Below are 22,410 nucleotides of genomic sequence, written 5' to 3'. Positions count from 1 at the left end.
CCTCGGGCGTTTCCTGGGCCTTCGCGATCCCTCAGGGGTGGCGCGCGGTGACCGGGATCACAACAGGTGTCCCCGGTGAGCCGGAATGGCGGACCGGACAGGTGCGGTTGGCACCTATGCGCGTGCATACAACTGCGCGTCCGCTCGCTTCCCTTCCTTTCCCTTTCGAGGAGCCCCCACGTGACAGCCCCCGCCCAGACCTCCCGCGCGGCCCGGATCCTCTCCCGGCCCGTCACGCTGAACGGTCTGACCGTGCCGAACCGGATCGTGATGGCGCCGATGACGCGCAAGTTCTCGCCCGGTGGTGTCCCCGGCGAGGACGTCGCCTCGTACTACTCCCGCCGCGCGGGCGCCGGGGTCGGTCTGATCGTCACGGAGGGCACGTACGTAGGGCACGACTCCGCCGGTGACAGCGACCGCGTCCCCCGGTTCCACGGCGAGGAGCAACTCGCGGGGTGGGCGAAGGTGGCCGACGCCGTTCACGCGGCCGGCGGGAAGATCGTGCCGCAGCTGTGGCACATCGGCATGACCAGGGAGGCCGGGCAGCCCCCGTTCGCCGACGCCCCGCCGGTCGGCCCGTCCGGTCTGCGGCTGGACGGCACCGCCGGTGGTGGCAAGGAGATGACGCAGGAGGACCTGGACGACGTCATCGACGCGTTCGTCCAGGCCGCGGTGGCCGCCGAGCGCATCGGCTTCGACGGCATCGAACTGCACGGCGCCCACGGCTACCTGCTCGACCAGTTCCTGTGGGCCGGCACCAACCGCCGCACGGACGGGTACGGGGGTGACCCGGTCGCCCGTACGAAGTTCGCGACGGAGATCGTGGCCTCCGTACGCGAGGCCGTGTCCGCGTCGTTCCCGATCATCTTCCGGTACTCGCAGTGGAAGTCGGGTGCCTTCGACGCCCGCCTCGGCGAGACCCCCCAGGAGCTGGAGTCGATCCTGACCCCGCTCGCCGCGGCCGGTGTCGACGCCTTCCACGCCTCCACGCGCCGCTACTGGCTCCCGGAGTTCGACGGCTCGGACCTCAACCTGGCCGGCTGGACGAAGAAGCTCACCGGCAAGCCCACCGTCACGGTCGGCTCGGTGGGCCTGGACGGCGACTTCATGCGGGGCTTCTCGGGCGAGGGCGCGCCGCTGAAGAGCATCGACGACCTGCTGGACCGCCTGGAGAACGAGGAGTTCGACCTCGTGGCCGTGGGCCGCGCGCTGCTCCAGGACCCGGAGTGGGCGGCCAAGGTCCTGGAGGACAGGACGGGCGAGCTGGCGGCGTACGACGCGTCTGCGCTGGGGTCGTTGAGCTGACCCGAGATGAGTGAGTGAGTTCAGCTGAGCAGGGCCGGAAACCGGAAGCGGGGCGTCAGTCAGCCACCGCGCCGGTTCCCGGCCCTTCGCCGGATGCGTGAACGTGCACCGGAAGGGCAGACAGTCTGCCCGGGCGGATCTTGCCGCAACCTCTGTGCTGTCGTAGAACGGGAGGCAAACTCCCTCGCCGCAGAAGAGGAATCGCGTGCATCACCTGGGACACGGACACGGAAACGCTCGCAGGAGCGGACATCTCTCACCCGCGTCGCGTGCCGGCGCGCCCCGCGCGGGACTGACGAGCGCCTGGCTGACCCACTTGCAGCGTGTCGCGGCCAACGGAAGCGGACCCCCCGACCGTGAGGAAGAGGTCGCGGACCACGCCCAGGTGCAGCGCGTCGCCGTGGACAACGCCCTGCAGTCGCCGGCGCGTCGGCTGGAGCCCGGTATGCAGGCCGAGATGCAGGCGCGTTTCGACGGCGCCGACTTCAGCGGGGTCATGGTCCACGACGGGTCCGCCGCGCGGGAGGCTGCGGCTGTCGTCGAGGCCAGGGCGTTCACCACGGGTCAGCACATCGTCGACGGTGGCGGGATGAGCCGGAAGGACTGGGCGCACGAGCTGGCGCACACGCTCGACCAGAAGCAGGGGCCCGTCCCCGGCGTGGACAACGGCGCCGGTCTGAGCATCTCCGAGCAGGGGGACAGCGGTGAGCGTCACGCTGTCGACACGGCGGAACGGGTCATGCAGGGGCCCGCGCCGGTCCAGAGGATCGCCTCCGGCGGGCGGTCGAATGATGCCGAGCAGCACCAGCACGGCCATGCCTGCGGGCACGACGTGCAGCGTGTCGCCACCGGTGCCGTCGCGGTCCAGCGCACCCGGCGGGTGACCCCGGAGGAGATGGAGGCGGCCCGGTCGCGTTCTGCCTTTGCCCGGACCGCCCAGCTGCTTCGGGCGCAGGGCAAGGCAGCCGATGCCGCCAGGCTGGAGAACCAGCTGGACGTATCGTTACCCGTTCCACTTCAGGGGACGGTCGCGTTCGCCAACGACATGACAGCCCAATCGCGCCAGGGCAGACGTTACAAGCTCACCCTGGATCTCTCGACGATGCTGTACTCCGTGGCACTTCGCGCGGGCCGTAAGCAGTACGGAGCCCCGGAACCGGCGAACGGCAAGTACAACTTCGTGATCCCCGTCCGGAAGCCGGGCAAGATCATGGCTTCGGAAGTCGGCACCGGGAACGAAGAGGGCCATTCCGCGCTCGCCAAGGCCACGAAGCCCGGTGACGGGCACGTGTACTGGGCGGGCACCGCCGTGTTCACCAACGGCGTCCTGGACAAGTGGACGAACGACAGCGGTCATTACAGGCCCACGGGCGGCGACGCGGGCCAGTTGGCCGGCATCACGGGTGGCTTCCCCGCCGACAAGTACAGGAACTTCGACGACCCGGGTGCGGCCGACTGACCTCCGCACAGACGCAAAAGATCTCTGCTCAGCTCGCGCCTTCGTCACCGGCCGGACGGTCTTCGCGCTCGGCTGCCGACCCCGACCCTTCCGCTTTCGGGGGACTCAGAAAACGTACGACAGCGGCGTTGCCCGCGCCGCGTTGCAGAGCGGCCAGACGGTCGAGGACGCCGCTCTCCGGCGCGGGCGGCGCCGGCCTTCTGCCCGTACTCGGGCCTGCTGCTTCTTCCAACGGGTCAGTCGGCATAGTCCTTGAGCTTCCCGGTGTCGAGGGTGATGTTCACGGGGGCGGGGAGGCCGACGGTCGTCCCGCCATGGTGTCCCGGAGGGCGGTCGAGGTGGGGTGCGCTCGTCCCGGCCTCACTTCGCGCACCCGCCCTGGGGGTGTGTCCCCGGCCTGGCAGACCGTTGCGTGCACTTCAGGGCCCGCAGTGGCGGCCCGTCCGCAGGCTGCCGGGTGGCCGACGAAGGTGACTTCCTCGCGGTTGCCGTCCAGAGCGATGTTCAAGGAGGCGTCCAGCGCCAGGGCCAGGCGGCGCAGCAGGGGGAGGGTCGGTACGGCGTCGGCGCCTTCGATGCGGGAGATCTTTGCCTGGTTGAGGCCGGCCCGCTCGGCGAGTTGTGTCTGGGTCAGCCCCAGTTCCGTGCGTCGGTCGTACACGGCCTTGGCGAAGGCCATGGCCAGCCGGATCTCCGCCCGTTCGGCCCTGGCCTCGGGGGACTCGGTGTCCCCCTCGGCCAGTTTCCTTTCCCGGGCCAGCCTCCATCGGGTGTGGCTCATGAGCTCTCTCCTCCCTGGCCGCGGCTGTACACAGTGTGGGCCGGTCCGTGCGCGTCGGCACACACCTTGCGGGCGGACACGGCGCGGTCGATCTGGGCCGCCTCGTGCATCCGGGTCTTGCGGAAACGGTGAGCAGCACGACCGGCGCTCCGGCGCGAACCAGTACGTGATCCGCGTGTTCACGCCGCCGAGCGTGGGGCGCAGCTCGCACACTCCATGCGGCGACCGAATTATGTCGTCGGCAGCATACTCGCGCTGTTGGGAGACGGTCACTCGATGGAGCGAACCGATCCAGGAGCCGGGATTCCAGGTCCAGGTCCTGGCTCTCGGCGCGTCAGTTGTCCCGCAGCTGCTTGAGATCGTCGACGAACGTCCCCCACCTCCGCCCGGAACACGAGCTTTGGCCCCCGGCGGTTCTTGGAGTCACGGACGGGGACGAGGGTGGGGTGGCCGTCGGCGACTTCGAGGCAGTCGGCACCGTCGCCGCCGCTGTAGCTGGACTTGTACCAAGTGTGGTCAGGGCTGGGTCGCTTCATGTGAGTAATCCTCTGCCACTGACTCGACCAGGGCCATGGATTCCTGAGGGGCGAGGGCATTGGCTCTGATCAGGTCGAACGTCAGCTCGTGGCGGGTGACGGTCGCCGGGTCGTCCAGCAGTTGCCCGATGCCGACGCCCTCGACGTAGGCGAGCGGAGGGGCGTCGGGGAAGTACATGAGTTTGATGCCGCTCGGCAGGGAACCGACAGCGCCCGCGCTGAACGGGAGCACCTGCAGGATGATCCGGCGGCGCCGTGCCAGGTCTGCCACGCGGTGGAGGGCCTGCGCCATGACTGCTGGTCCGCCGACAGGGCGGCGGAGGGCGGCCCCTTCGAGAACTGCCCACAACAACGGTGTTGTTGGATCGTCGAAGAGTCGGGTGCGTTCCATCCGGGCGGCCACCAGCTCGTCGATCTCGGTGTCCGATGCCGTCGGCCAGTAGGCGCGGAACAATGCCTCTGCGTAGGCCGCTGTCTGCAGAAGACCGGGAATCAGCGTTGGCGTGAACTGCCTGATCGACGTGGCGAGTGCCTCCGCTTCCACTGCTTCCGTGAAGTGGTTCGGGAACCTGGACCTGGCGGAAGCCTCGCAGTTGCGGGCGAAGAACTCACCGGTGTCGAGCAGCTCGTCGAACTTGACGGCGTGGTTGTGGTGCATGCGCCGAGTCCCGGACTCCAGCTGGCCGATGAAAGAGCCGCTGACGAAGAGTGGCTCACCCAACTCGGTCTGGCTCACCCTTTCTTCTCGCGCGCGTGTCTCAGTTCCGCGCCCAGCATGGCCCGGGGCGAGGAGAACGGATCGAGACTCTCAGGTCCTGCCATGGCGGCAACTCCCTGTTGGACACATGGGGTTGTTGGGTGTCGACGCTGGCCAGGCTAGACGCGTGGCCGCCACGCTGTGTGGAGAACTCGAACACTCAGAGTGGAGAGGTGTGGGCACGGTGGAGCTGATGTCGAACGGGCGGTTGCAGTCGACGGACGAAGTGGTGACGCGGCTGCGGGCGGCGCTGAAGGAGGCCGGCGTCGCCCTGCCGTCCCTGGGCGTCGACCTCGTGACCGGTGCGAGCGACGAACCCTTCGCCCTGGTGGTCCTCGGGCGCTGCAACGTCCGTACGGCGACGCGGCTGGCCGCCGTGCTGGAGGGTGTGGCGGCCGGGGGCGGCGAAGGTGCGTGAGGCGGCGTACGCCCTCGACGTGCGCGACGGGCGTATCGGTGAGGTCATGGGGTGCGAGGGCGGATACGTGCAGCTGCGGCCCGTGGGCGGTGGACGGGAGTGGGACTGTCCGCCGGACGCGCTGGGGGTCGTACCGCCGGGCGAGGTGCTGCGGGAGCGGGTGCGACGGGTGAACCGGGAGGGGCGGCTGCCTTGAGGCGGGCGGGCGAGCGGACATGCGATCCGGCCCGGACGAGGCCGGGCCGGATCGTGTCAGTTCTTGTCAGGTCAGCAGGTGCGGCCGGTGTAGAACGCGCCGTCGACCTTGCTGCTGCTGCCGAGCCAGGTGACGCCCGGGAGCACGCACTTCTCGTAGTTCGGGCCCCACACCTCGACCTCGATCACGATGTGTGAGCCGTCGCTCGTGCAGTGGTTGTAGTACGCGTCGCTGCCCGTCGCGTAGTACCCGCAGGGGTTGGCGGCGGCCGTGGCCGCCGGGGTCGCGACGGCGAGCACCAGGGCGCCGGCCAGGGGGCCGACGACGGCGAGGGCGGTGGACAGGAAGCGGCGGACGTTCAAGGAAGGTCTCCTGGCAAAAGCTGACAAAGGAACGAATCGGACACCAGCAGCATCGACGATCACCGGCCACCGATCCGCCACATTGCCTCGGACGAGGGACCTGGTTCACCCGGTCGTGTGGATCAAGGTTTGCGGTGCTGGGGGTTCGGAGGCCCGGGGTCCTTTCAGGCTCCAGCTCAGACACCACTCTCGGGGAGTTGAATGCATACTGGAATGAGGAAATCGTGTGTATGGAGGAAGCTATGTCACGTACCATGATCGACCTCGACGATGCACTCATTGCTGAGGCCGCGGAAATACTGGGCACGACGACCAAACGAGCCACGGTGAACGGTGCCCTGGCGGAGTTCGTGGCGGCGGCGAAGCGTCAGCGGTTCATGGACATGCTGGAAGACGGGGTCTTCAGCGACCTCGGCGATCCGGAAGTGATGGCGAAAGCGTGGCAGTAGAGAGGTATCTCGTCGACAAGAGTGTGTGGGCGCGCACGGGAAATCCGTCTGTCAGGGCTGTGTTGATGCCGCTTGTGCAGCGGGGGCTTCTGGCGACGTGCGCCGTCGTCGACCTGGAGATCCTGTTCAGCGCTCGTAACGGGGAAGATCATGCGGCGGGACGGTCGGTCCGCAAGGGCTTCCAGTGGCTGCCGCTCACCGATGAGATCGGCGCTCGGGCCATCGAGGTCCAAGGGCTTCTGGCAGAGAAGGGGATGCACCGTGAGGCGTCCATCCCGGATCTGCTGATCGCAGCCACGGCCGAGCGGCACGGCGTGACGGTGCTCCACTACGACGGCGACTTCGACCACATTGCCGAGATCACCGGGCAGCCCGTCGAGTGGGTGGTGGAGCGGGGGTCCGTGCCGTGAGCGGGGGTTTTTGGGCTCATCGGATCGCCTGGCGGGCTACAGATTCCCCATCGGCTCGATGTCCACCTTCATCGGTGTGCCCCAGATTCGCAGGACCTCGTAGTCGGTGAACTCGTGGACCAGGCGGTAGGCGATTCCCGGGCGGGGGGATCGGCGCTCGGCGGAGAGGTAGTGCTCGGCCTCGACGCGGTCGCGGCGTGGGGTGCCGCAGAGTTGCCAGTTCTGGCCTGTCCAGACCTCGGGGATCCAGCGTTGCTGGGGCTGGGGGCGGTCCGCGCGGATGCCGTAGCGGGACATCGTGCGCTCGGGGGGTGCCGATTCCGGGTCGGTGGGGCGGGCCTGCGGATAGGTGCCGTTCTGCTGGGAGCGGCGGGCGCTGCGGCGGCGGGTCTCGCAGAGGAGACAGAGGTCGCTCGCGCTCTCGTCCACCGGGCCGTTCGGATGCTCGGCGCAGCGCGTCGTGGGCGCCGCGCCGGCCACCGTGTCGTCCAGGATCGCCAGCGCCCGCTTCAGGTCGGCCTTGATCTCGTGCAGTTTCGTGTCGGCGGTGTCGCCGGTGAGCGCGTCCCCGTGCTCGCCGAGGACGCGCAGGGCTCGCCCGAGGGCGGTCAGCTGGGCGTGGTTCACGGTGGTCGTCCCTTCGGCGTGCGGTGCGCTGAGCACTACCAACCGTCGCACACGCCACTGACAACCACCGGCGCCACGGACAACCCGGGCCGGTCCCTACGCCTCGAACTCCGTCAGGTCGATCGCGTGGACGAGCAGCTGGTGGCCGTGGACAGGGTGTGTCGCCACCCGCTCCTCCGTCAGGCCCAGCTTGCGGATGATGTTCTCGGAGGCGTCGTCACCTGCCCTGCTGACGCTGATCACACGGTCGAGGCCGCGGTCCTGGAGGGCGAACTCCAGGGTGGCGTGGGCGGCCTCGGAGGCGTATCCCTGGCCCCAGAACTGGGAGCCGAGCAGCCAGCTGATCGCCACGTCGTGCGCGGCCTCCGGCAGGAAGTCGGGCACGGACAGGCCGACAGCGCCGATCAGTTCGCCCGAGGCGAGCAGTTCGACGGCGAAGAGGCCGAAGCCCTCCTCGTCCCACTCCTCCTCCCAGCGCTCGATGGCCTCCGCCGTGTACTCCAGGTCACGTACCTCGCCGTCGTCGATCCAGCGCATGACCTGGGAGTCCGCGAAAACCTCCGACAGCGGCACGAGGTCGTCGTCGGTCCAGCGGCGGAGGAGGAGTCGGGGGGTGTGGATCTCGGTCATGACGCCCATCCTGCCCGACCGGCGAACGGGTGAGTGAATCCGCTGGAAGTCAGTGGGGTGCTGCCGCCAGCGCCGCCCGCAGATGGCCGTCGTTCTCCGCGAGGAGGCGGGCGGCCGTCGGGCCGTCGACCGAGCCGAGGACGACGAGAATCGCGTTCTTCGTCTCCCCGCCCGTCGCCGCGAGCGCCGCCTCGATCTCCTCGTCGCCCGCCCCGGTCGCCAGCGCCACGATCCGCCGGGACCGGGCCCGGAGCTTCTCGTTCGACGCCCGTACGTCGACCATCAGGTTCCCGTACGTCTTGCCGAGCCGGATCATCGTGATCGTCGACAGCATGTTGAGGACCAGCTTCTGGGCCGTGCCCGCCTTCAGGCGCGTCGAGCCGGTCAGCAGCTCGGGCCCGACGACGACCTCGATGCCGTGCTCGGCCGCCGCCGCGAGCGCGCTCCGCTCGTTGCAGGACAGGCCGATCGTCAACGCGCCCAGCGCGCGGGCGTGTTCGACGGCGCCGACCGCGTACGGCGTACGGCCGGACGCCGAGACGCCGACCACCGTGTCCAGGTCGGTGACGCCGAGCGCGTCGAGGTCGACGGCCGCCAGCTCCCTGGAGTCCTCGGCGCCCTCGACGGAGGTGACCATGGCCTCGGGGCCGCCCGCGATCACGCCCATGACCTGCGCGGGGTCGGTGTTGAAGGTGGGCGGGCACTCGGACGCGTCCAGCACGCCGAGGCGGCCGGGCGTACCCGCGCCCGCGTAGATCAGCCGGCCCCCGCGTGCCATCCGGGCCGCCAGGGCGTCGATCGCCGCGGCGATCTCCGGGAGCCGTGCGGCGACGGCGGCCGGGACTGTCGTGTCCTCGGCGTTCATCAGCCTGGCGATGTCGAGGGTGGGCAGCTGGTCGATGTCGGCCAGCTCCGGGCGGAACGCCTCGGTCGTCAGCGACTCCAACTCCTCTTTCAGAGCGCGGTGGTTGGAGGAGGCGTCAGCGGTTGAGGTCATGGCGTGCTGCTCTCTTCGATCTCCCGGTACGGCAGTTACAGCTGTGAGGGCGGTTACGGCTCTGCCTGCTGTACCGGTGGGGCTTGCGTCCTAGCGGCGCGATGTCGCGCCGCCGCGCGGGGTGTGGCGGTGGGCCAGGGCCTCGTAGGAGGCGGACAGGGCCGGGGCGGCCGTCTCGTACGTCTGTTGTGCCACGCCTATGAACAGGCAGTCGACGACCAGGAGTTGGCTGGTGCGGGACGACATGGCCGCCGGGCGCAGCTCGCTCTCGCGGGCCGTGGAGGTGGTGAGGATGTGGTCGGCGTACTGCGCGACGGGCCCGTCCGGGCGCCCGGTGATCGCGACCGTCGTGGCCCCGCGCTCGAAGGCGACGCGCAGCGGCTCGATGACGTCCCCGGTCGACCCGGAGTGCGTGATCGCGACGGCGACGTCCTTCGCGCGCAGCTGCACGGCGTTGGTGACGGCGAGGTGCGGGTCGCTGTGGGCGTGTGCCACGAGCCCTATGCGCAGCAGCTTCTGGGTGAGGTCCTGGGCGACCAGGCCGGAGGCGCCGACGCCGTAGATGTCGATGCGGCGGGCGGCGGCCAGCGCGCTGACGGCGGCGGACAGCTGGGCCATGTCCAGCCCGGCGGCCGTGTCGGCGAGGGTCTGCTGCTCGTCGTACGCCAGTTTCGCCACGACGTCCGCGATCGGGTCGTCCACCGCGATGTCGGCGGTCACGGCGGGGGAGCGCCCCGACTGCTGCTGGGCGGCGAGGCCGGCGAGTGCGAGGCGCAGGTCGCGGTAGCCGGGGTAGCCGAGCAGGCGGGCGGTGCGGACGACCGTCGCCTCGCTGGTGCCGGTGAGTTCGGCGAGGCCGGTGACCGTGAGGGCCGCGCAGCCTGCGGGGTCCGCGGCGACCGCCTCGGCGACACGCTGCATGGAGCGGGTCATCGAGGGCGCCAGCGTCCGCACCTTGGCGGCGAGGGCGGCGGGCGCGGGCGGGGTGACACCGGTGGCACCCGGGAGGCCGCCGCCGGCCGTGCCGGAAGTGCCCACTGCTGCGAAAGTTTCCTTCACGTCTCGGCTCACATCATGAAAGATATTTTCCATTCGGACGTCAGGTCAAGAGTGCGCACAATGGGTGCATGACCCCCACCGGCGACCCCAGTAACCCCGTCACCCCACTGGAGCAGGCGTTGCACGCGGCACGCGCCCTGGTGCTCGCCGACCTGGCCGCGCGCGAGGTCGCCGAGGCGGACGTCGTCTCGATGGTCGAGGAGTCGGTCGTACAGCGACGCTGGTGGGTCGAGCAGTGGCCGGACGGCGCGGCCTTCGTGGCGGGGCTGGTGGCGCAGGACGTCCAGGACGCGCTGCTGGAGACCTACGGCCGCTGGCCGCTGTGCCCGGTCTGCGGCGCCGGTGATCCGCACGCCCTGGAGGTCGAGCCGGAGTTGGGGCCCGACCCGCAGTGGGTGTGCCACAAGGCCGGGGTGCGGGTCGCGGCGATCGGCGGCCTGGCGTCGGTCTCGGGCGGGCCGGCGTCGTCGTGACCCTCTACATAGACCCGCCGACCTGGCCGGGCCACGGCCGCCTGTGGTCCCACCTGGTGAGCGACGTCTCGTACGACGAACTGCAGGCGTTCGCCGATCAGTTGGGGGTGCCCAGACGGGCCTTCGAGCGCGACCACTACGACATTCCGTCGCACCGGTACGGGGAAGTGGTCGCCGCCGGGGCGCTGGAGGTCAGCAGCCGCGAGGTGGTGCGGCTGCTGCACGGGGCGGGACTGCGCAGGCGGAAGGAAGCGCGCGGGGTGGGAGGAACGGGCGGGCCGGACGCGGTGGGCGAGGCGGACCGGCCGAGCGGTCAGCCGCGCAACTCGTAGGCCTGCAGCCCCTCTTCGTCGAGCTCCGCGCTCACCGGCACGAAGCCGACACGGGCGATCACTCCCTGGGACGGGACGTTGCCCGGCTCGATGGTCGCGAACAGGGACCGTACGTCGTCCCGGGTCAGCGCGTACTCGGCCAGCGTGCGCAGCGCCTCGGTGGCGTAGCCGTTGCCGCGGGCGGCTTCCGCGAGGTCGTAGCCGACCTCGGCCTTGCCCTCCTCGTCGGGGACGCCGTGGAAGCCCATGCCGCCGACCGCGCGGTCGTCCTCCCGCCGTACGAGGACGAACAGGCCGAACTCCGGGCGGTGTACGCCCGCTTCGTACGCCTTCATCGTCATCCCGGCTGCTTCCCGGGTGCCCTCGAAGGGGCCGCCCTCGACCCAGTCGAAGCCGCCGGTGCCGCCCGCGCTCAGATCGGCGGCGGCGGCCGGGGTGACACCCTCCAGGCGGAGCCGTTCGGTGTCGAGGACCAGGTTGTTGGTCCAGCGCCACTCGGTGAGCTGGGCGCGGCCGGGGAGGTTGGCGCGGCCGGTCGCCCACAGCAGGGTCTGCCAGTGGTCCGGGCCGGGCCGGACCTGCGGGAAGATCCGGGTGAGGACGAACTCCGCGAGATGGGCGGGCGGTTCGTACGGCAGCCCCAGGCCCTCTGCCATGTCGTGGGCGTGCAGCAGCACTTCGGCGACACCCATCGCGGCGAAGCCCTCGCGGTTCGCGCTGCGGAAGGGGAACGGGTGGAAGCCGCGCGCGTCGCGGGGCGCGGTGCGGACGGCGGCGGTGAGCAGGGCGCCGGTCGTCGTGATGACGTCGAGGATGCCCGCGTTGTCGGCGGGGTCCAGACCGTTCTCCCGGCCGTCGATGCTGATCGAGAAGGGGGTGTACGCGTTCTGCGCGCGCCCCGCCAACTGGCCCGCGTACGCGACGAGGTCACTGGCGACATGCTCTGCCGTCTGCCGGCAACTCCACTCCAGCCGCCCCGCGTTGACCTCCGCCCAGTCCCGGTCCAGCGCCTTCCCCAACAGCGCCACCGCGCTCGCGACAGCCTCGTCCACTTCGTTCCCGCCCGTGCTCAGCATGCGGTGAGGATAGGGGGTGGGATGCCCGTTCGGACACGGATTAAATCGGGCCCGAGTCCCCTTCGAGCCACCGCAACTCCGCCACGATGTTGGCCCGCGCCGGCTCCTCCCACTGCTCCGTCCCGTACGGCGTCCGGAACAGCTGTGGCAGGGCGAGGAGTTGGCGCAGTACCGCAGCCCGGCCCGCCCTGAAGGCGTCGTCTGGGACGAAGGCGTACTCCTCGCGGACGGCTGCCGTGTAGGCGGCGTACGTGTCCGGGGCGGCGGCCAGGATCGCGAGGTCCGCGTCGCACAGGACCTGGCCGTTGCGGTCGTCGGGCGCCGGGTCGTGGGTGAGCGTGAGGCGGACCAGACGGGCCACCTCCGCGGTGCCCGCCGGGGAGACGCCGGCCTCGGTGAGCGCGCGTTCGGCGAGCCGGGCGGAGCGCTCCTCGTTCTCGGAGCGATCGGGGGCGTAGACGGCGTCGTGGAACCAGGCGGCGAGGCGCACGAGGGCGAGGTCGGGGGTGAGATCGGGGTCGGAGGCGGGGGCGGGCGCCCCGGCCTGGTCCGCTTCCAGTACGTCGATGTGGTCGAGGACCGCGGTGAGGTGGGTGAGCGTGTGGTAGCGGCGCTGGGGTTCCTGGTAGCGGGCGAGGAGGTTGTCGGCGTAGGGGGTGGGGTCGGGAGGCTCGGTGGCGGCGGAGGGGGCAGTTGTGGTGGCGCGGGCTGCTTCCAGGGACTGGGTCCAGCGGGCGCGGAGGGCGTCCAGGGCGGCGGGGGTGGTGCGGGACTCGTGGGCGGCCTTGTCGGTCTGATCGGGCATGGGGGCATTCTCCCGTCCGGTGAGTGGGTGACGGGGGTGGAGGACTCGGGCGACTCGGGCGTACTCTTGGATTGGACTAGACCTGTAGCCGGCGGTGTCGGTGTCGATGAATGGGGACCCATGAGTGAGCGCGCAGTCCTGGAGGTGATCGCCCTCGGTGTCGAGGACGCCGTCGCCGCCCGGGCCGGAGGTGCGGACCGGCTGGAGCTGGTCACCGACATGGCCGCCGACGGGCTCACGCCGACGCCGGCCGCCTTCGCCGGGATCCGTGCGGCCGTCGACATCCCGCTACGGGTGATGCTGCGGCTGGCGGACGGCTTCGGCGCCGGTGACATCGAGCGGCTGGTCCGGGTCGCCGGGGAGCTGCGGGGGGCGGGCGCGGACGAGTTCGTGCTCGGGTTCCTGGGGGCGGACGGTGGTGTCGATCTCGGCGCGGTCGAGCGGGTCGTGGGCGAGCTCGACGGCTGCCGCTGGACGTTCCACCGCGCGATCGACCACGCCGCCGACCGGGACGCCCTGCGCAAGCAACTCGACGGACTCCCCGGCCTCGACACCTACCTCACCGCCGGCTCGGCGACCGGCGTCGACACCGGACTCCCCACGCTGCTCGCCGAGGCGGCGCGGCGCGGCGAACCCGGGTACGAGCAGCGGCTTCTGGTGGGGGGCGGCCTGCGGCTGGAGCATGTGCCGCGGCTGCGTGCGGCGGGGGTGGACGGGTTCCACATCGGGGGCGCGGCTCGGCCGGAGGGGTGGGAGAGGGGGGTTTCGGTCGCTGCGGTCGCGGAGTGGCGGAGTGTGCTGGACGCCGGGTGAGGGAAGTGCGGTGCGGGAGTAGCCGGCTACCGCCTTACCGCACCTCCGCCTCGCCCGTGCCGGAAACCCGCGAAGCTCCCGTTGCGGGGCCGGCCGGGGGGCACGCTACGTCGCGCCGCCTATTCCGGAGTCGCCGATGTCGTGCAGTCCCCCAGCCCTCGATGTGGGGGCGGTCGCCGGGCTCTACTCGCAGCTCTCCGGAGTGCTGGCCGGATTCGCGCTCACGGCCGTGTTCATCGTCATCTCCCACTTCCTCGGCGAGGCCGCGCCGACCGGCCGCCGGGAGGAAGCGCTCGGCCAAGCCCTTCCCGCCCTGCTCGCGGCCCTGCTCGGACTGATCTTCAGCTCGCTCACCTACTGCGTCGTGGCGGCCGACGGGGGCAACCGTGGCCGAGTGCTGTTCGAGCACGTCGTCGCCGGGGTCGGTTTCTCCGTCGCCGGAGCGCTGCTCATCTTCGCCGCTGTCCTGCTCATCGAGGGTGTGCTGCCCCATGACCCCGTCCACTACGCGAGGCGCCTGCTCGGACAGTGCGCGCCCGTGCCGATTTTCGCACTCCTGTGCGAAGGTGCGTACGCCTACGGCAAGGCGTACTACGGGGGGCGGGCCCCCGGCTGGCTGGGCGTCCTGATCGCCCTGCTGCTGGCCTTGGTGCTCGCCGTGTCCGTCCTCGGCTACGCGGCGTACGGCCGTCCCGGTCTGGACGGGATCCGGGTGGCCGGTGGCGGGGCCACCCGGACGATCTCGGTGAGCGGACTGTCGATCGTGGCCATGTGTCTGCTGAGCGTCCTGACGACGATGGGGCTCGCCGACACGGGCTGCTCCGTACCCATCGGTGCCGTGGTCGCCGTCCTGTTCTGCGGATTCCTCGCGGCCGTCGGCATGTGCGTCTGGCTCTTCGTCACCCGCCCGGCCCGCCCCACGGTCCCGGTCCCGGCTCCCACGCGGGCACCCGTCGCCTAGCTCGGAACGTGCCCCGCTCGCCTGTCACACTGGCCCCGCATGCACCGCAGTGGGCGGTACCAAGGGGAGGGAACCGATCACCAAATGTCTCGATGGATAGTGCTGGCTGTCCCTGTTGACGGCGTCGCGGAGGCGAACAGCGACGCACGTACGGTCACGGAGTTGGACGGCACCCCGGAAGAAGCGGCGGCGGCCCTCGTACAGGCCGTTCAGACCTACGAGCACAGCTCGTGGAAGGCGCGCCGCCGAGAAGTCTTCAAGTGCTCCGACCGGTCCTACTACCTTCGCCTGCGAGGGCGTCTGGGAACGTACGGTTTCCTCGTCCAACTCGCTGAACTGGTGCACGACTCCGACGAGTCGCCGGTCTTCCAACCCGCCTCCTGATGCCCCTGCCCAACGGCATGCGGGTGAGTCGTCGGGCAGGCGGGTCGCAGGACGAAGGTCCCGTCCGTCAGTCCAGTTGCCGCGGCAGCGGTGCCGCGTGCGTCACGATCAGGCCCGACACCGCTCGGGTCAGGGCCACGTACAGGCGCCGCAGGCCGGTGCGTTCGTCGGGTTCGGCGTTCACGATGGTCTGGGGTTCGTCCAGGACCACGTAGTCGTACTCCAGGCCCTTCGCGAGGGACGCCGGGACCAGGGTCAGGCGGGTGTCGTACGTCGTTTCCTCGCCCGGGGACAGGTACCCGATGCCCGCCTCCCCCAGTGCCTCCGCCAGCGCCGGGATGCGGGCGTCCGCCGCGATCAGGCCCGTCGAGCCCTCGTTGCGCAGCGACTCCTCGCAGGCCGCGACCACTTCACCCACCTCGCTGATCGCGCGTACGTCGAAGAACCCGGGGTTCTCGCGGACCGACGCCACCGGCGTCAGACCCGGGGCGATGTGCGGGAGGAGCCGGGACGCGTACGTGATGACGTCGGTCGGGACGCGGAAACCGGCCGTCAGTTCCTCCACCACCGCGTCGGACTTGCCCAGGTGGTTCAGGGCCTCGTCCCAACTCCGTGTCGCCCAGGGCGTCGTGCCCTGCGCGAGGTCGCCGAGGACGGTCGCCGAACCCGTCGTGCAGCGTCGGCCCACCGCCCGGTACTGCATCGGTGAGAGGTCCTGCGCCTCGTCCAGGACGACATGCCCGAGCGAGTGCGTGCGCTGGACCAGGTCGGTCGTCTCGTCGATCAACACGGCGTCCGCCGCTGACCACTTGGCCGACCTCGCCGACCGTACGGGCTTCGCCCGGAGGATCTTCTTCTGCTCGTCCTCGTCGAGGATTCCGGCCGCGTGCACGGCCAGGAAGTCGGCGTCGGTGAGGAGGCGCAGGACGAGTCTGGCCGGGTCGACGGGCGGCCAGATCGCCTTCACCGCCGCCTTCACCGCCGCGTTGCGGGCGACGGAGTCCTGCACACGGTCGTCCGGGGCCTCACCGGACCGTTCCATCTGCACCAGCACCGTGTGCGCGATGCGCTGCGGCAGGGCCTCGCGGGCGGCGCCGTAACGGATGTCCCGGTCGAGCAACTCCCGGACCATCGACTCCAGTTCGTACGCCGGGACGCGCCAGCGCCGGGACCCGCGCACGACCATGACGGGTTCGGTGGGCAGCGTGACATGGGAGTAGACGGCGTTTCGCAGCACCTCCGCCATCCGCGCGTCGCCCTTGATGACGGCCGCCGCCGAGTCGTCCGTGCCGTGCACCTCGACATGGGCCACCAGGTCGTCGACGGTGGCCTGCTTGACCTCCAACTCGCCCAGGGCGGGCAGCACTTGCTCGATGTAGTGGAGGAAGGACCTGTTCGGCCCGATGACGAGGGTGCCGGTCCGGGCCAGCCGGTCGCGGTGGGCGTAGAGGAGATACGCGACGCGGTGCAGTCCGACGGCCGTCTTCCCGGTGCCGGGACCACCCTGCACACACACCGAGCCGCCCAGCCCGCTGCGTACGATCTCGTCCTGCTCGGGCTGGATGGTGGCCACGATGTCGCGCATCGGCCCCACACGCGGGCGCTCGATCTCCTGCTGGAGCAGCTTGCTGGTGGCCGCCGACTCGCCGGGGTCCGAGAGGTGCTCGTCCTCGTACGCCGTGAGGTCCCCGCCGGTGTAGCCGAAGCGGCGGCGCAGGCCGACGTCCATCGGGTCCGTCTTCGAGGCCCGGTAGAACGGCTGGGACACCGGCGCGCGCCAGTCGATGACCATGGGGTCGCCGCCGGCGTCGTGGACGTGCCGGCGCCCGATGTAGAACTGCTCCCTCTCCGCGCCCTCGGCCTGCTCGGCGCCGGGAGCGTGCAGGTAGTCGAGGCGGCCGAAGAACAGCGGGGTGTGACTGAGGTCGGCGAGGGCCTTGATCCGCTCCTCGATCTGACGGGAGAGGACCGCCGCGTTGACCCAGTTCGCGGTGACGTCCTTGATGTCGAGGGACTCCGCGTCCTCACGCATCGCACGGAGGGCTCCCCGGGAGGCGGCCAGATGGGAGCGTTCGCGGCCGAGGGGGTCGTCGGCCGTGGGGGCGGGGAGGGAGCTGGGGATGGGGCTGGACAAGGGGGTGCCTCCGGCTACCTGCCGCGTACCGGCTGGGTACGCGCTGCTGGGTGGGACGTCGAGAGCCGACCGGTTTCCGTCCGGGCGGCGGCGCTCCACGACGGGAGGCGGGCAAGAGCGGAGATCCTAGGGGACGGGAGGAGGCGGAGGCCAATCAATTTCGGCGTGCGCCGGTGAGCGGGCCGGTTCGTACGGCAGCCGCGGTCCCCTAGGGGACGGACTCCACCTTCCTGTGGGGGAGACGTCCACCCGGAGGCGTACAGGGAGACGACGGAGGTTCGACCCGCAGGCCGATGGCATCGGCGGCCCCGGGAGCAACCATGGATACATGAGCGCAGCAGCCTTCACCCCCGCGTCCGTAGCCTCCGTGGCTTCCGCCCGCTCCGGCGCCACCCCCGTGCGGGGCGGCCACCGCCACCTCGTCGGCGACGCCATACACGCCGTCAAGATGTTCGCGGGTGCCGCCCTGAGCGTCGTACTCCTCGGCGAGTACGGAGAGGAAGCGGGCGTCCGGCGCAGGTGACCGACCGGGGCTGTCCCCCGGTTCAGTCCTCGGGCAGCAGGATGTCGGCGTCGTCGAAGATCCGCAGCATCACGAGCAGCAGACGGCCTCGGGACACCATGTACTCCGCCACGATCTGCGAGGTGAGACGGATCTCCCGGTCCTGGTCACCCACGCCGATCGCACGGGAGACCTCGGTGTACGGATCGCGGGCCAGTATTCCGATCGCCTTGTCGAGCGTGGCTCTGCGCGCCGGGTCCAGACGGTCGCGGTCACGGGCGGCGGGCTCGGTGTACAGCACCTCGTAGAGGTCCTCGTGTGGCATGTGTCCTCCTTGCCGTGGCCAGTGCTGTAAGAGTCAGCGTACCGACGCGCAGGGGCCGGTGTGTGCCTGTGCTCAGCCCTCGGCGCCCTCTGTCAGGATCTCGTCCGCGTCCATGATCCGGTACGCGTATCCCTGTTCCGCCAGGAACCGTTGGCGGTGCGCGGCGAAGTCCTGGTCGATGGTGTCCCGGGCGACGACCGAGTAGAAGTGGGCCTTGTGGCCGTCGGCCTTCGGGCGCAGTACGCGACCCAGGCGCTGAGCCTCCTCCTGCCGTGACCCGAACGTGCCCGAGACCTGGATGGCGACGGTCGCCTCCGGCAGGTCGATCGAGAAGTTCGCGACCTTGGACACGACCAGCACGCTGATCTCGCCCTCCCGGAACGCGTCGAAGAGCTTCTCGCGCTGCGAGTTCGGCGTCTCGCCCTTGATGACGGGCGCGTTCAGATGCTCGCCCAGTTCGTCGAGCTGGTCGATGTACTGGCCGATGACGAGGATCTGCTGCCCCGCGAAGCGCCGCACGATCGCCTCCGTGACCTTCCGCTTGGTCGCGGTGGTCGCACAGAAGCGGTACTTCTCCTCGGTCTCGGCGGTGGCGTAGGAGATCCGCTCCGACTCGGTCAGGTTGACCCGCACCTCGACACAGTCGGCGGGCGCGATGTAGCCCTGCGCCTCGATCTCCTTCCAGGGCGCGTCGAACCGCTTCGGGCCGATGAGCGAGAAGACGTCCGACTCCCGCCCGTCCTCCCGTACGAGGGTCGCGGTGAGACCGAGCCGCCGCCGGGCCTGCAGGTCGGCGGTGAACTTGAAGACGGGCGCGGGCAGCAGATGCACCTCGTCGTAGATGATCAGCCCCCAGTCGCGGGAGTCGAACAGCTCAAGGTGCGGATAGACGCCCTTACGCCTGGTCGTGAGCACCTGGTACGTCGCGATGGTGACCGGCCGGATCTCCTTGCGCGTACCGCTGTACTCGCCGATCTCCTCCTCGGTCAGCGACGTCCGCTTCACCAGCTCGTGCTTCCACTGCCGGGCCGAGACGGTGTTCGTGACGAGGATGAGGGTGGTGGCCTTCGCCTCCGCCATCGACCCGGCCCCGACCAGCGTCTTTCCCGCCCCACAGGGCAGGACGACCACTCCGCTGCCGCCGTGCCAGAAGTTCTCCACGGCCTGCTGCTGGTACGGGCGCAGCGCCCACCCGTCCTCGGCCAGCTCGATCGGATGCGCCTCGCCGTCGACGTACCCGGCGAGGTCCTCGGCCGGCCAGCCCAGCTTCAGCAGCACCTGCTTGATCTGCCCGCGCTCGGAGGGGTGCACGGCCACGGTGTCCGCGTCGAGCCGGGCGCCGACGAGAGGGGTGATCCGCTTGGAGCGCAGGATCTCCTCAAGGACGGGACGGTCGGTGCTCGTGAGAACCAGGCCGTGCGCCGGGTGCTTGCTCAGCGTCAGCCGGCCGTAGCGGTCCATCGTCTCGGCGATGTCGACGAGCAGCGCGTGCGGCACGGGGTAGCGGCTGTACTGCACGAGCGCGTCGACGACCTGCTCGGCGTCGTGCCCGGCGGCCCGCGCGTTCCACAGGCCCAGCGGGGTCACCCGGTAGGTGTGGATGTGCTCCGGCGCCCGCTCCAGCTCCGCGAACGGCGCGATGGCCCGACGACACTCGCCCGCCTGCTCGTGATCGACCTCAAGGAGCAGCGTCTTGTCCGACTGGACGATGAGTGGACCATTCACGTACGTACACATCCCTTCCGCATGGCCTACGGCCAAACCTCCAGTGTGCCCTACCGGCCGACGGTCACGGCGGGGCGCACATCACAGCCCGCGGCGCCTGCCCGCGATGCCCGTGGTGTCTGCCCGTGCTGCCTACGGCTGGTCGTCCGCCAGTTCCGCCACGCCTGTGACCCGGTGCAGCGGATACGTCCGTACCTCGTCCGCCGTGTGGTCGTACGCCGTGACGAAGCCGCCCTCGACGCGGATGGGGGCGATGACGCGCTGGCTGGCGGCGCCCTCGGCGTTGACGTACCCGATCCAGACGGCCTCGCCGGTCATCACGGCGGCCTGCATGGTGGCCAGGGTCTCGGCGGGGCTGGTGCGGGGGAGGTCGCCGGTCGTGGCCGGGGTCTCCGTCGGCTTGCGGGGGGCCGTCGCGGCCAGGTCGCCGGCCCTGATCGCGCGGATCGCCGCCGAGAGAAGGGTGGTGTCGGGGGCCGGCGGGCCGTCCGGCACGGGGTCCGGGGCGGTGCGGGGCGGGGTGCGGTGGGCGTGGGCGCGGGTGATCAGGACGTCGCCCTCGGCGGATTCGGCGGCCGGCGCGAAGCCCATCGCGCGCAGCCCGTCGAGGAGAGCCGCCGGGTCGGCCTGGGCGGCCAGCACCGTGGGCGCCAGACGCCGCAGCCGCAGACTCTCGGACCGCTTGTCGGCGAGGATCTCGCTGAGCACCGCGTCGTCGTCGCAGCGCACGTACGCCGAGGCGGCGCCGATCCGCAGATGGCCGTGTCTGCGCGCCACGTCGTCGATGAGGTAGGCGAGGGGCTGCGGGACCGGCGTACGGGAGTGGGCGGTCAGGAAGTCGTGCAGGTCGGAGGCGGAACGGCCCGCGTCCAGGGCACGGCGTACGGAACCCGGGGTGAAGCGGTAGACCGTCGCGCCGCCCTTCGACTCGATGTCCGCGAGCACGCCGAGCACATCGGCCAGAGGGCGCTTGAGGGGGCCCGGCGCCACCGCCGTCAGGTCCGCCTGGAGGAGGACGTGGTCGAGGGGCTCGGGCAGCAGCGGGGTGAGCAGCCGGGCCGCGGCGGCGGACGCGGTCGCCTGTTCGGCGGGTGAAAGGGGTTCGGGAGCGGGATGTCCGTGGTGGGAGTGGGGGGCGTGGGACTCGTGGTGGCCGTGATGGGAACGGGGTTCGTGGTGGTGGACCGGGAGTTTGTCGCCCGGGCCCGTCGGCTCGGCCGGCTTCGGCGGTGCGGCCGGGGCGCCGAGCAGGGCCCGGCCCTGGGACGACAGGGCGCCACGGCCCGTGACGCCCAGTGACTCGGCCTCGGCCAGGGTCCAGCGGGCGAGCCTGGTGCGCAGGTCCTCGTCGCCGCCCCGGTCCTGCTGGGGGCCACGCGTCGGACGCTCCCAGTGCAGCCGCGCCAGCACGGACTCGACGGTCGGGGACGTGCCCTCCGGGAGCGCGGCCAGCAGGGCCAGTACCCGGTGCCGTACCTCCGGCGCGGCCGACCGGTCCAGGCCCGGGCCGAGGGCGGACAACGTACGGTCCTTGGCGTCCCGGCCGCCGATCACTCCCGGGGTCCGGGTCGCCGTCAGCCACGCCTCCGCGAGCCGCGCCCAGCGCCGGGCGGCGGGCCACTGGAGCCACTCGTCGTACGCGGGGGTCGCCGCGTACCGCTCGTCGGCCTCGCCGTCGGACGCCAACAGGCCTGCCGCATAGGCGAGTTCGACCCAGAAGGCGGCGACCGGCTCGGACACGTCCAGGGCGACGGCCGTCCGCTTGAGGTCACGGACGCTCAGCCCGCCGGCCCGCAGCACCGCCGGGCCGCCCTCGTCCCAGTCCTTCAGCAGCTCCTCGACGGTCGCGAGCGTCGTGTACGCCTGCCCGGCCGCCGCACTGTCCACAACCTGTGGACGATGGACGGCGGCCGGCTCGACACCGGGCGGCAACGGCTCGGTCGTCCGGTGCGCCCGGCCGCCGCGCAGATGCAGGGCCACCTCGCGCGGCAGTACGACCGTGCCGGGCGCCGTCGGCAGCAGCAGACCCCGGTCCAGCAGCCAGCGCAGGTGCGCGGCCGGATCGGCGGTGACCTGCCCGTACGGCGGTCCCCAGACGAGCCGCCGCAGCACGTCGACGGAGTCCGGGGGAGCGGTGTCGAGCAGCGCGGCCATCCGCTTGCGGTCGGTGAACAGGCCGGTCAGCGACGCCACCGCGCTCACCGCGTCGTGCGTCGACGTGAGCCCCGCCGCCGCCACGATCTCCTGCACCCGGCCCGGCGACATGCCCGCCGTAGCCTCCGCGACCGTCGGCCCGAGCCCCGTCGGGGACGGATGCTGCGGCGAGGGTGCCAGCAGCTCACGGGCGGTACGCACCAGGCGCAGCCGGTCCTGCCCGCCCCACACCAGCGCCTGCTCGCGCAGCACGGCGAGAGCACGGGGCACGGCGGCGACGACGCCGGGGTCGGCGGCGTCGCCCGCGAGAAGGGCCAGCAGATCGTCGTACGCCGCCGGGTCCGGGGCCACGGCCAGCGCCTGCGCCGTCTGGAGCGTGAACCGGTCAAGGCGCTCCAGGGCGCGTACGACCGACGCGCGCGTGCCGGCGCGGGTGGCCAGCTGGGTGAGGTCGGTGGGGACGGGGGTGATGAGGTCCGGACGGCTGCGCAGCAGCGCGGCCAGGGACGCGTCGTCCCGCGCGCGCAGCGCTTCCGCGAGAGAACGCGGCGCCGGTGTCTCCTCGGTGCTCATCCCGCCCACGGTAGCGGGTGGGTGCGGTGCGGTGTCTTTCGTCGGTGCGGGGAGTTGGTGTGGGCGTCGCTGGGGGCTGTGCCCCCAGGCCCCCTCCGGCCCTGAAGGGGCCTTGTCCTCGATCGCCGGACGGGCTGGAGATGCCGGCTGGGATACAGATGCCGGTA

Annotated in this window: 24 protein-coding genes and 2 pseudogenes; 12 read left to right on the top strand and 14 right to left on the bottom strand. The window is 71.2% G+C overall.

Going from position 1 to position 22,410, the window contains the following annotated elements; genetic code table 11:
• Positions 1-180: 180 nt before the first annotated feature.
• Positions 181-1,305: an NADH:flavin oxidoreductase gene (locus tag STRTUCAR8_RS43715; protein ID WP_006382872.1), complete on the top strand. Its 1,125-nt coding sequence runs from the start codon at positions 181-183 to the stop codon at positions 1,303-1,305.
• Between the two features lie 316 nt (positions 1,306-1,621).
• Positions 1,622-2,764 carry an eCIS core domain-containing protein gene (locus STRTUCAR8_RS48835; RefSeq protein WP_052350945.1) on the top strand — a complete coding sequence of 381 codons (1,143 nt, stop codon included), beginning with the start codon at positions 1,622-1,624 and terminating at the stop codon, positions 2,762-2,764.
• Positions 2,765-3,044: 280 nt separating this feature from the next.
• Here the strand turns inward: STRTUCAR8_RS48835 and STRTUCAR8_RS55495 are convergent, their stop codons facing one another.
• The 3 genes and pseudogenes from STRTUCAR8_RS55495 to STRTUCAR8_RS43700 form a co-directional block, all read right to left on the bottom strand.
• Positions 3,045-3,545, bottom strand: coding sequence for a helix-turn-helix domain-containing protein (locus STRTUCAR8_RS55495; RefSeq protein WP_006382880.1), 501 nt, complete (start codon positions 3,543-3,545; stop codon positions 3,045-3,047).
• Between the two features lie 334 nt (positions 3,546-3,879).
• Positions 3,880-4,081: pseudogene (locus tag STRTUCAR8_RS50900) on the bottom strand (DUF397 domain-containing protein).
• Positions 4,062-4,903 (bottom strand): annotated as a pseudogene (locus tag STRTUCAR8_RS43700) (helix-turn-helix domain-containing protein). The pseudogenes STRTUCAR8_RS50900 and STRTUCAR8_RS43700 overlap by 20 nt, the downstream one beginning before the upstream one ends.
• A 62-nt stretch (positions 4,904-4,965) precedes the next feature.
• Here STRTUCAR8_RS43700 and STRTUCAR8_RS43695 point away from each other — a divergent pair.
• The gene (locus tag STRTUCAR8_RS43695; RefSeq protein WP_241784723.1) at positions 4,966-5,256 is read left to right on the top strand and encodes a hypothetical protein; all 291 of its coding nucleotides are present in this window, start codon (positions 4,966-4,968) and stop codon (positions 5,254-5,256) included.
• Positions 5,249-5,452 carry a hypothetical protein gene (locus STRTUCAR8_RS43690; RefSeq protein WP_044473917.1) on the top strand — a complete coding sequence of 68 codons (204 nt, stop codon included), beginning with the start codon at positions 5,249-5,251 and terminating at the stop codon, positions 5,450-5,452. The genes STRTUCAR8_RS43695 and STRTUCAR8_RS43690 overlap by 8 nt, the downstream gene beginning before the upstream one ends.
• A 71-nt stretch (positions 5,453-5,523) precedes the next feature.
• On the opposite strand, the gene STRTUCAR8_RS43685 is transcribed toward STRTUCAR8_RS43690, so the two are convergent.
• A complete protein-coding gene (locus STRTUCAR8_RS43685; RefSeq protein ID WP_006382876.1) occupies positions 5,524-5,814 on the bottom strand; it encodes a DUF6355 family natural product biosynthesis protein in 291 nt (96 codons plus the stop codon).
• Positions 5,815-6,068: 254 nt separating this feature from the next.
• Between STRTUCAR8_RS43685 and STRTUCAR8_RS43680 the strand changes: the two genes are divergently transcribed.
• Together STRTUCAR8_RS43680 and STRTUCAR8_RS43675 are read left to right on the top strand one after the other, a co-directional pair.
• Positions 6,069-6,263 (top strand): type II toxin-antitoxin system VapB family antitoxin, encoded by a 195-nt coding sequence (locus STRTUCAR8_RS43680; protein ID WP_234372657.1) that lies wholly within the window; start codon positions 6,069-6,071, stop codon positions 6,261-6,263.
• A complete protein-coding gene (locus STRTUCAR8_RS43675; protein ID WP_044473915.1) occupies positions 6,254-6,673 on the top strand; it encodes a PIN domain nuclease in 420 nt (139 codons plus the stop codon). The genes STRTUCAR8_RS43680 and STRTUCAR8_RS43675 overlap by 10 nt, the downstream gene beginning before the upstream one ends.
• Before the next feature lie 36 nt (positions 6,674-6,709).
• Here the strand turns inward: STRTUCAR8_RS43675 and STRTUCAR8_RS43670 are convergent, their stop codons facing one another.
• From STRTUCAR8_RS43670 to STRTUCAR8_RS43655, 4 genes are all read right to left on the bottom strand, one after another.
• Positions 6,710-7,300: a hypothetical protein gene (locus tag STRTUCAR8_RS43670; RefSeq protein ID WP_006382882.1), complete on the bottom strand. Its 591-nt coding sequence runs from the start codon at positions 7,298-7,300 to the stop codon at positions 6,710-6,712.
• Between the two features lie 96 nt (positions 7,301-7,396).
• Positions 7,397-7,930, bottom strand: coding sequence for a GNAT family N-acetyltransferase (locus STRTUCAR8_RS43665; protein WP_006382867.1), 534 nt, complete (start codon positions 7,928-7,930; stop codon positions 7,397-7,399).
• Positions 7,931-7,979: 49 nt separating this feature from the next.
• Positions 7,980-8,927, bottom strand: a complete 948-nt coding sequence (murQ, locus tag STRTUCAR8_RS43660) for an N-acetylmuramic acid 6-phosphate etherase (RefSeq protein WP_006382874.1) — start codon at positions 8,925-8,927, stop codon at positions 7,980-7,982.
• A 90-nt stretch (positions 8,928-9,017) separates the two neighbouring features.
• On the bottom strand, positions 9,018-9,998 hold the full coding sequence (locus tag STRTUCAR8_RS43655) for a MurR/RpiR family transcriptional regulator (RefSeq protein WP_044473914.1): 981 nt from the start codon (positions 9,996-9,998) through the stop codon (positions 9,018-9,020).
• Positions 9,999-10,054: 56 nt separating this feature from the next.
• Here STRTUCAR8_RS43655 and STRTUCAR8_RS43650 point away from each other — a divergent pair, with 56 nt between their 5' ends.
• Positions 10,055-10,459, top strand: a complete 405-nt coding sequence (locus tag STRTUCAR8_RS43650; protein WP_006382865.1) for a hypothetical protein — start codon at positions 10,055-10,057, stop codon at positions 10,457-10,459.
• Positions 10,456-10,791, top strand: coding sequence for a DUF4031 domain-containing protein (locus tag STRTUCAR8_RS43645; RefSeq protein ID WP_006382871.1), 336 nt, complete (start codon positions 10,456-10,458; stop codon positions 10,789-10,791). Before STRTUCAR8_RS43650 ends, STRTUCAR8_RS43645 begins: the two co-directional genes overlap by 4 nt.
• Here STRTUCAR8_RS43645 and STRTUCAR8_RS43640 read toward each other — a convergent pair.
• Entirely contained in the window at positions 10,773-11,867 is a 1,095-nt protein-coding gene (locus tag STRTUCAR8_RS43640; protein WP_179200510.1) for a GNAT family N-acetyltransferase, read from the bottom strand. The two genes, STRTUCAR8_RS43645 and STRTUCAR8_RS43640, sit on opposite strands and share 19 nt — an antisense overlap.
• 40 nt (positions 11,868-11,907) lie before the next feature.
• On the bottom strand, positions 11,908-12,672 hold the full coding sequence (locus STRTUCAR8_RS43635; RefSeq protein ID WP_006382888.1) for an HD domain-containing protein: 765 nt from the start codon (positions 12,670-12,672) through the stop codon (positions 11,908-11,910).
• A 120-nt stretch (positions 12,673-12,792) separates the two neighbouring features.
• Here STRTUCAR8_RS43635 and STRTUCAR8_RS43630 point away from each other — a divergent pair, with 120 nt between their 5' ends.
• The 3 genes from STRTUCAR8_RS43630 to STRTUCAR8_RS43620 all read left to right on the top strand — a co-directional run bounded on the left by STRTUCAR8_RS43630 (position 12,793) and on the right by STRTUCAR8_RS43620 (position 14,830).
• Entirely contained in the window at positions 12,793-13,485 is a 693-nt protein-coding gene (locus STRTUCAR8_RS43630; protein ID WP_006382881.1) for a copper homeostasis protein CutC, read from the top strand.
• Between the two features lie 136 nt (positions 13,486-13,621).
• Positions 13,622-14,446, top strand: a complete 825-nt coding sequence (locus STRTUCAR8_RS43625; RefSeq protein ID WP_006382886.1) for a hypothetical protein — start codon at positions 13,622-13,624, stop codon at positions 14,444-14,446.
• 84 nt (positions 14,447-14,530) lie between these two features.
• Positions 14,531-14,830 carry a hypothetical protein gene (locus STRTUCAR8_RS43620; protein WP_143666643.1) on the top strand — a complete coding sequence of 100 codons (300 nt, stop codon included), beginning with the start codon at positions 14,531-14,533 and terminating at the stop codon, positions 14,828-14,830.
• 67 nt (positions 14,831-14,897) lie between these two features.
• Here the strand turns inward: STRTUCAR8_RS43620 and STRTUCAR8_RS43615 are convergent, their stop codons facing one another.
• A complete protein-coding gene (locus tag STRTUCAR8_RS43615; RefSeq protein ID WP_006382875.1) occupies positions 14,898-16,964 on the bottom strand; it encodes a HelD family protein in 2,067 nt (688 codons plus the stop codon).
• A 328-nt stretch (positions 16,965-17,292) separates the two neighbouring features.
• On the opposite strand from STRTUCAR8_RS43615, the gene STRTUCAR8_RS43610 reads away from it, so the two are divergent.
• A complete protein-coding gene (locus STRTUCAR8_RS43610) occupies positions 17,293-17,487 on the top strand; it encodes a hypothetical protein (protein WP_044473911.1) in 195 nt (64 codons plus the stop codon).
• 22 nt (positions 17,488-17,509) lie between these two features.
• Here the strand turns inward: STRTUCAR8_RS43610 and STRTUCAR8_RS43605 are convergent, their stop codons facing one another.
• The 3 genes from STRTUCAR8_RS43605 to STRTUCAR8_RS43595 all read right to left on the bottom strand — a co-directional run bounded on the left by STRTUCAR8_RS43605 (position 17,510) and on the right by STRTUCAR8_RS43595 (position 22,243).
• Positions 17,510-17,791, bottom strand: a complete 282-nt coding sequence (locus tag STRTUCAR8_RS43605) for a hypothetical protein (RefSeq protein ID WP_006382870.1) — start codon at positions 17,789-17,791, stop codon at positions 17,510-17,512.
• A 72-nt stretch (positions 17,792-17,863) separates the two neighbouring features.
• Positions 17,864-19,516: a DNA repair helicase XPB gene (locus STRTUCAR8_RS43600; protein ID WP_044473918.1), complete on the bottom strand. Its 1,653-nt coding sequence runs from the start codon at positions 19,514-19,516 to the stop codon at positions 17,864-17,866.
• Positions 19,517-19,648: 132 nt separating this feature from the next.
• Positions 19,649-22,243, bottom strand: coding sequence for a helicase C-terminal domain-containing protein (locus STRTUCAR8_RS43595; RefSeq protein ID WP_044473910.1), 2,595 nt, complete (start codon positions 22,241-22,243; stop codon positions 19,649-19,651).
• Between the last annotated feature and the right edge of the window lie 167 nt (positions 22,244-22,410).

The organism is Streptomyces turgidiscabies Car8 (assembly GCF_000331005.1).
Taxonomy (GTDB): domain Bacteria; phylum Actinomycetota; class Actinomycetes; order Streptomycetales; family Streptomycetaceae; genus Streptomyces; species Streptomyces turgidiscabies.
The sequence above is the reverse complement of the archived record's forward strand: the minus strand, read 5'-3'. Positions and strand labels throughout refer to the sequence as shown.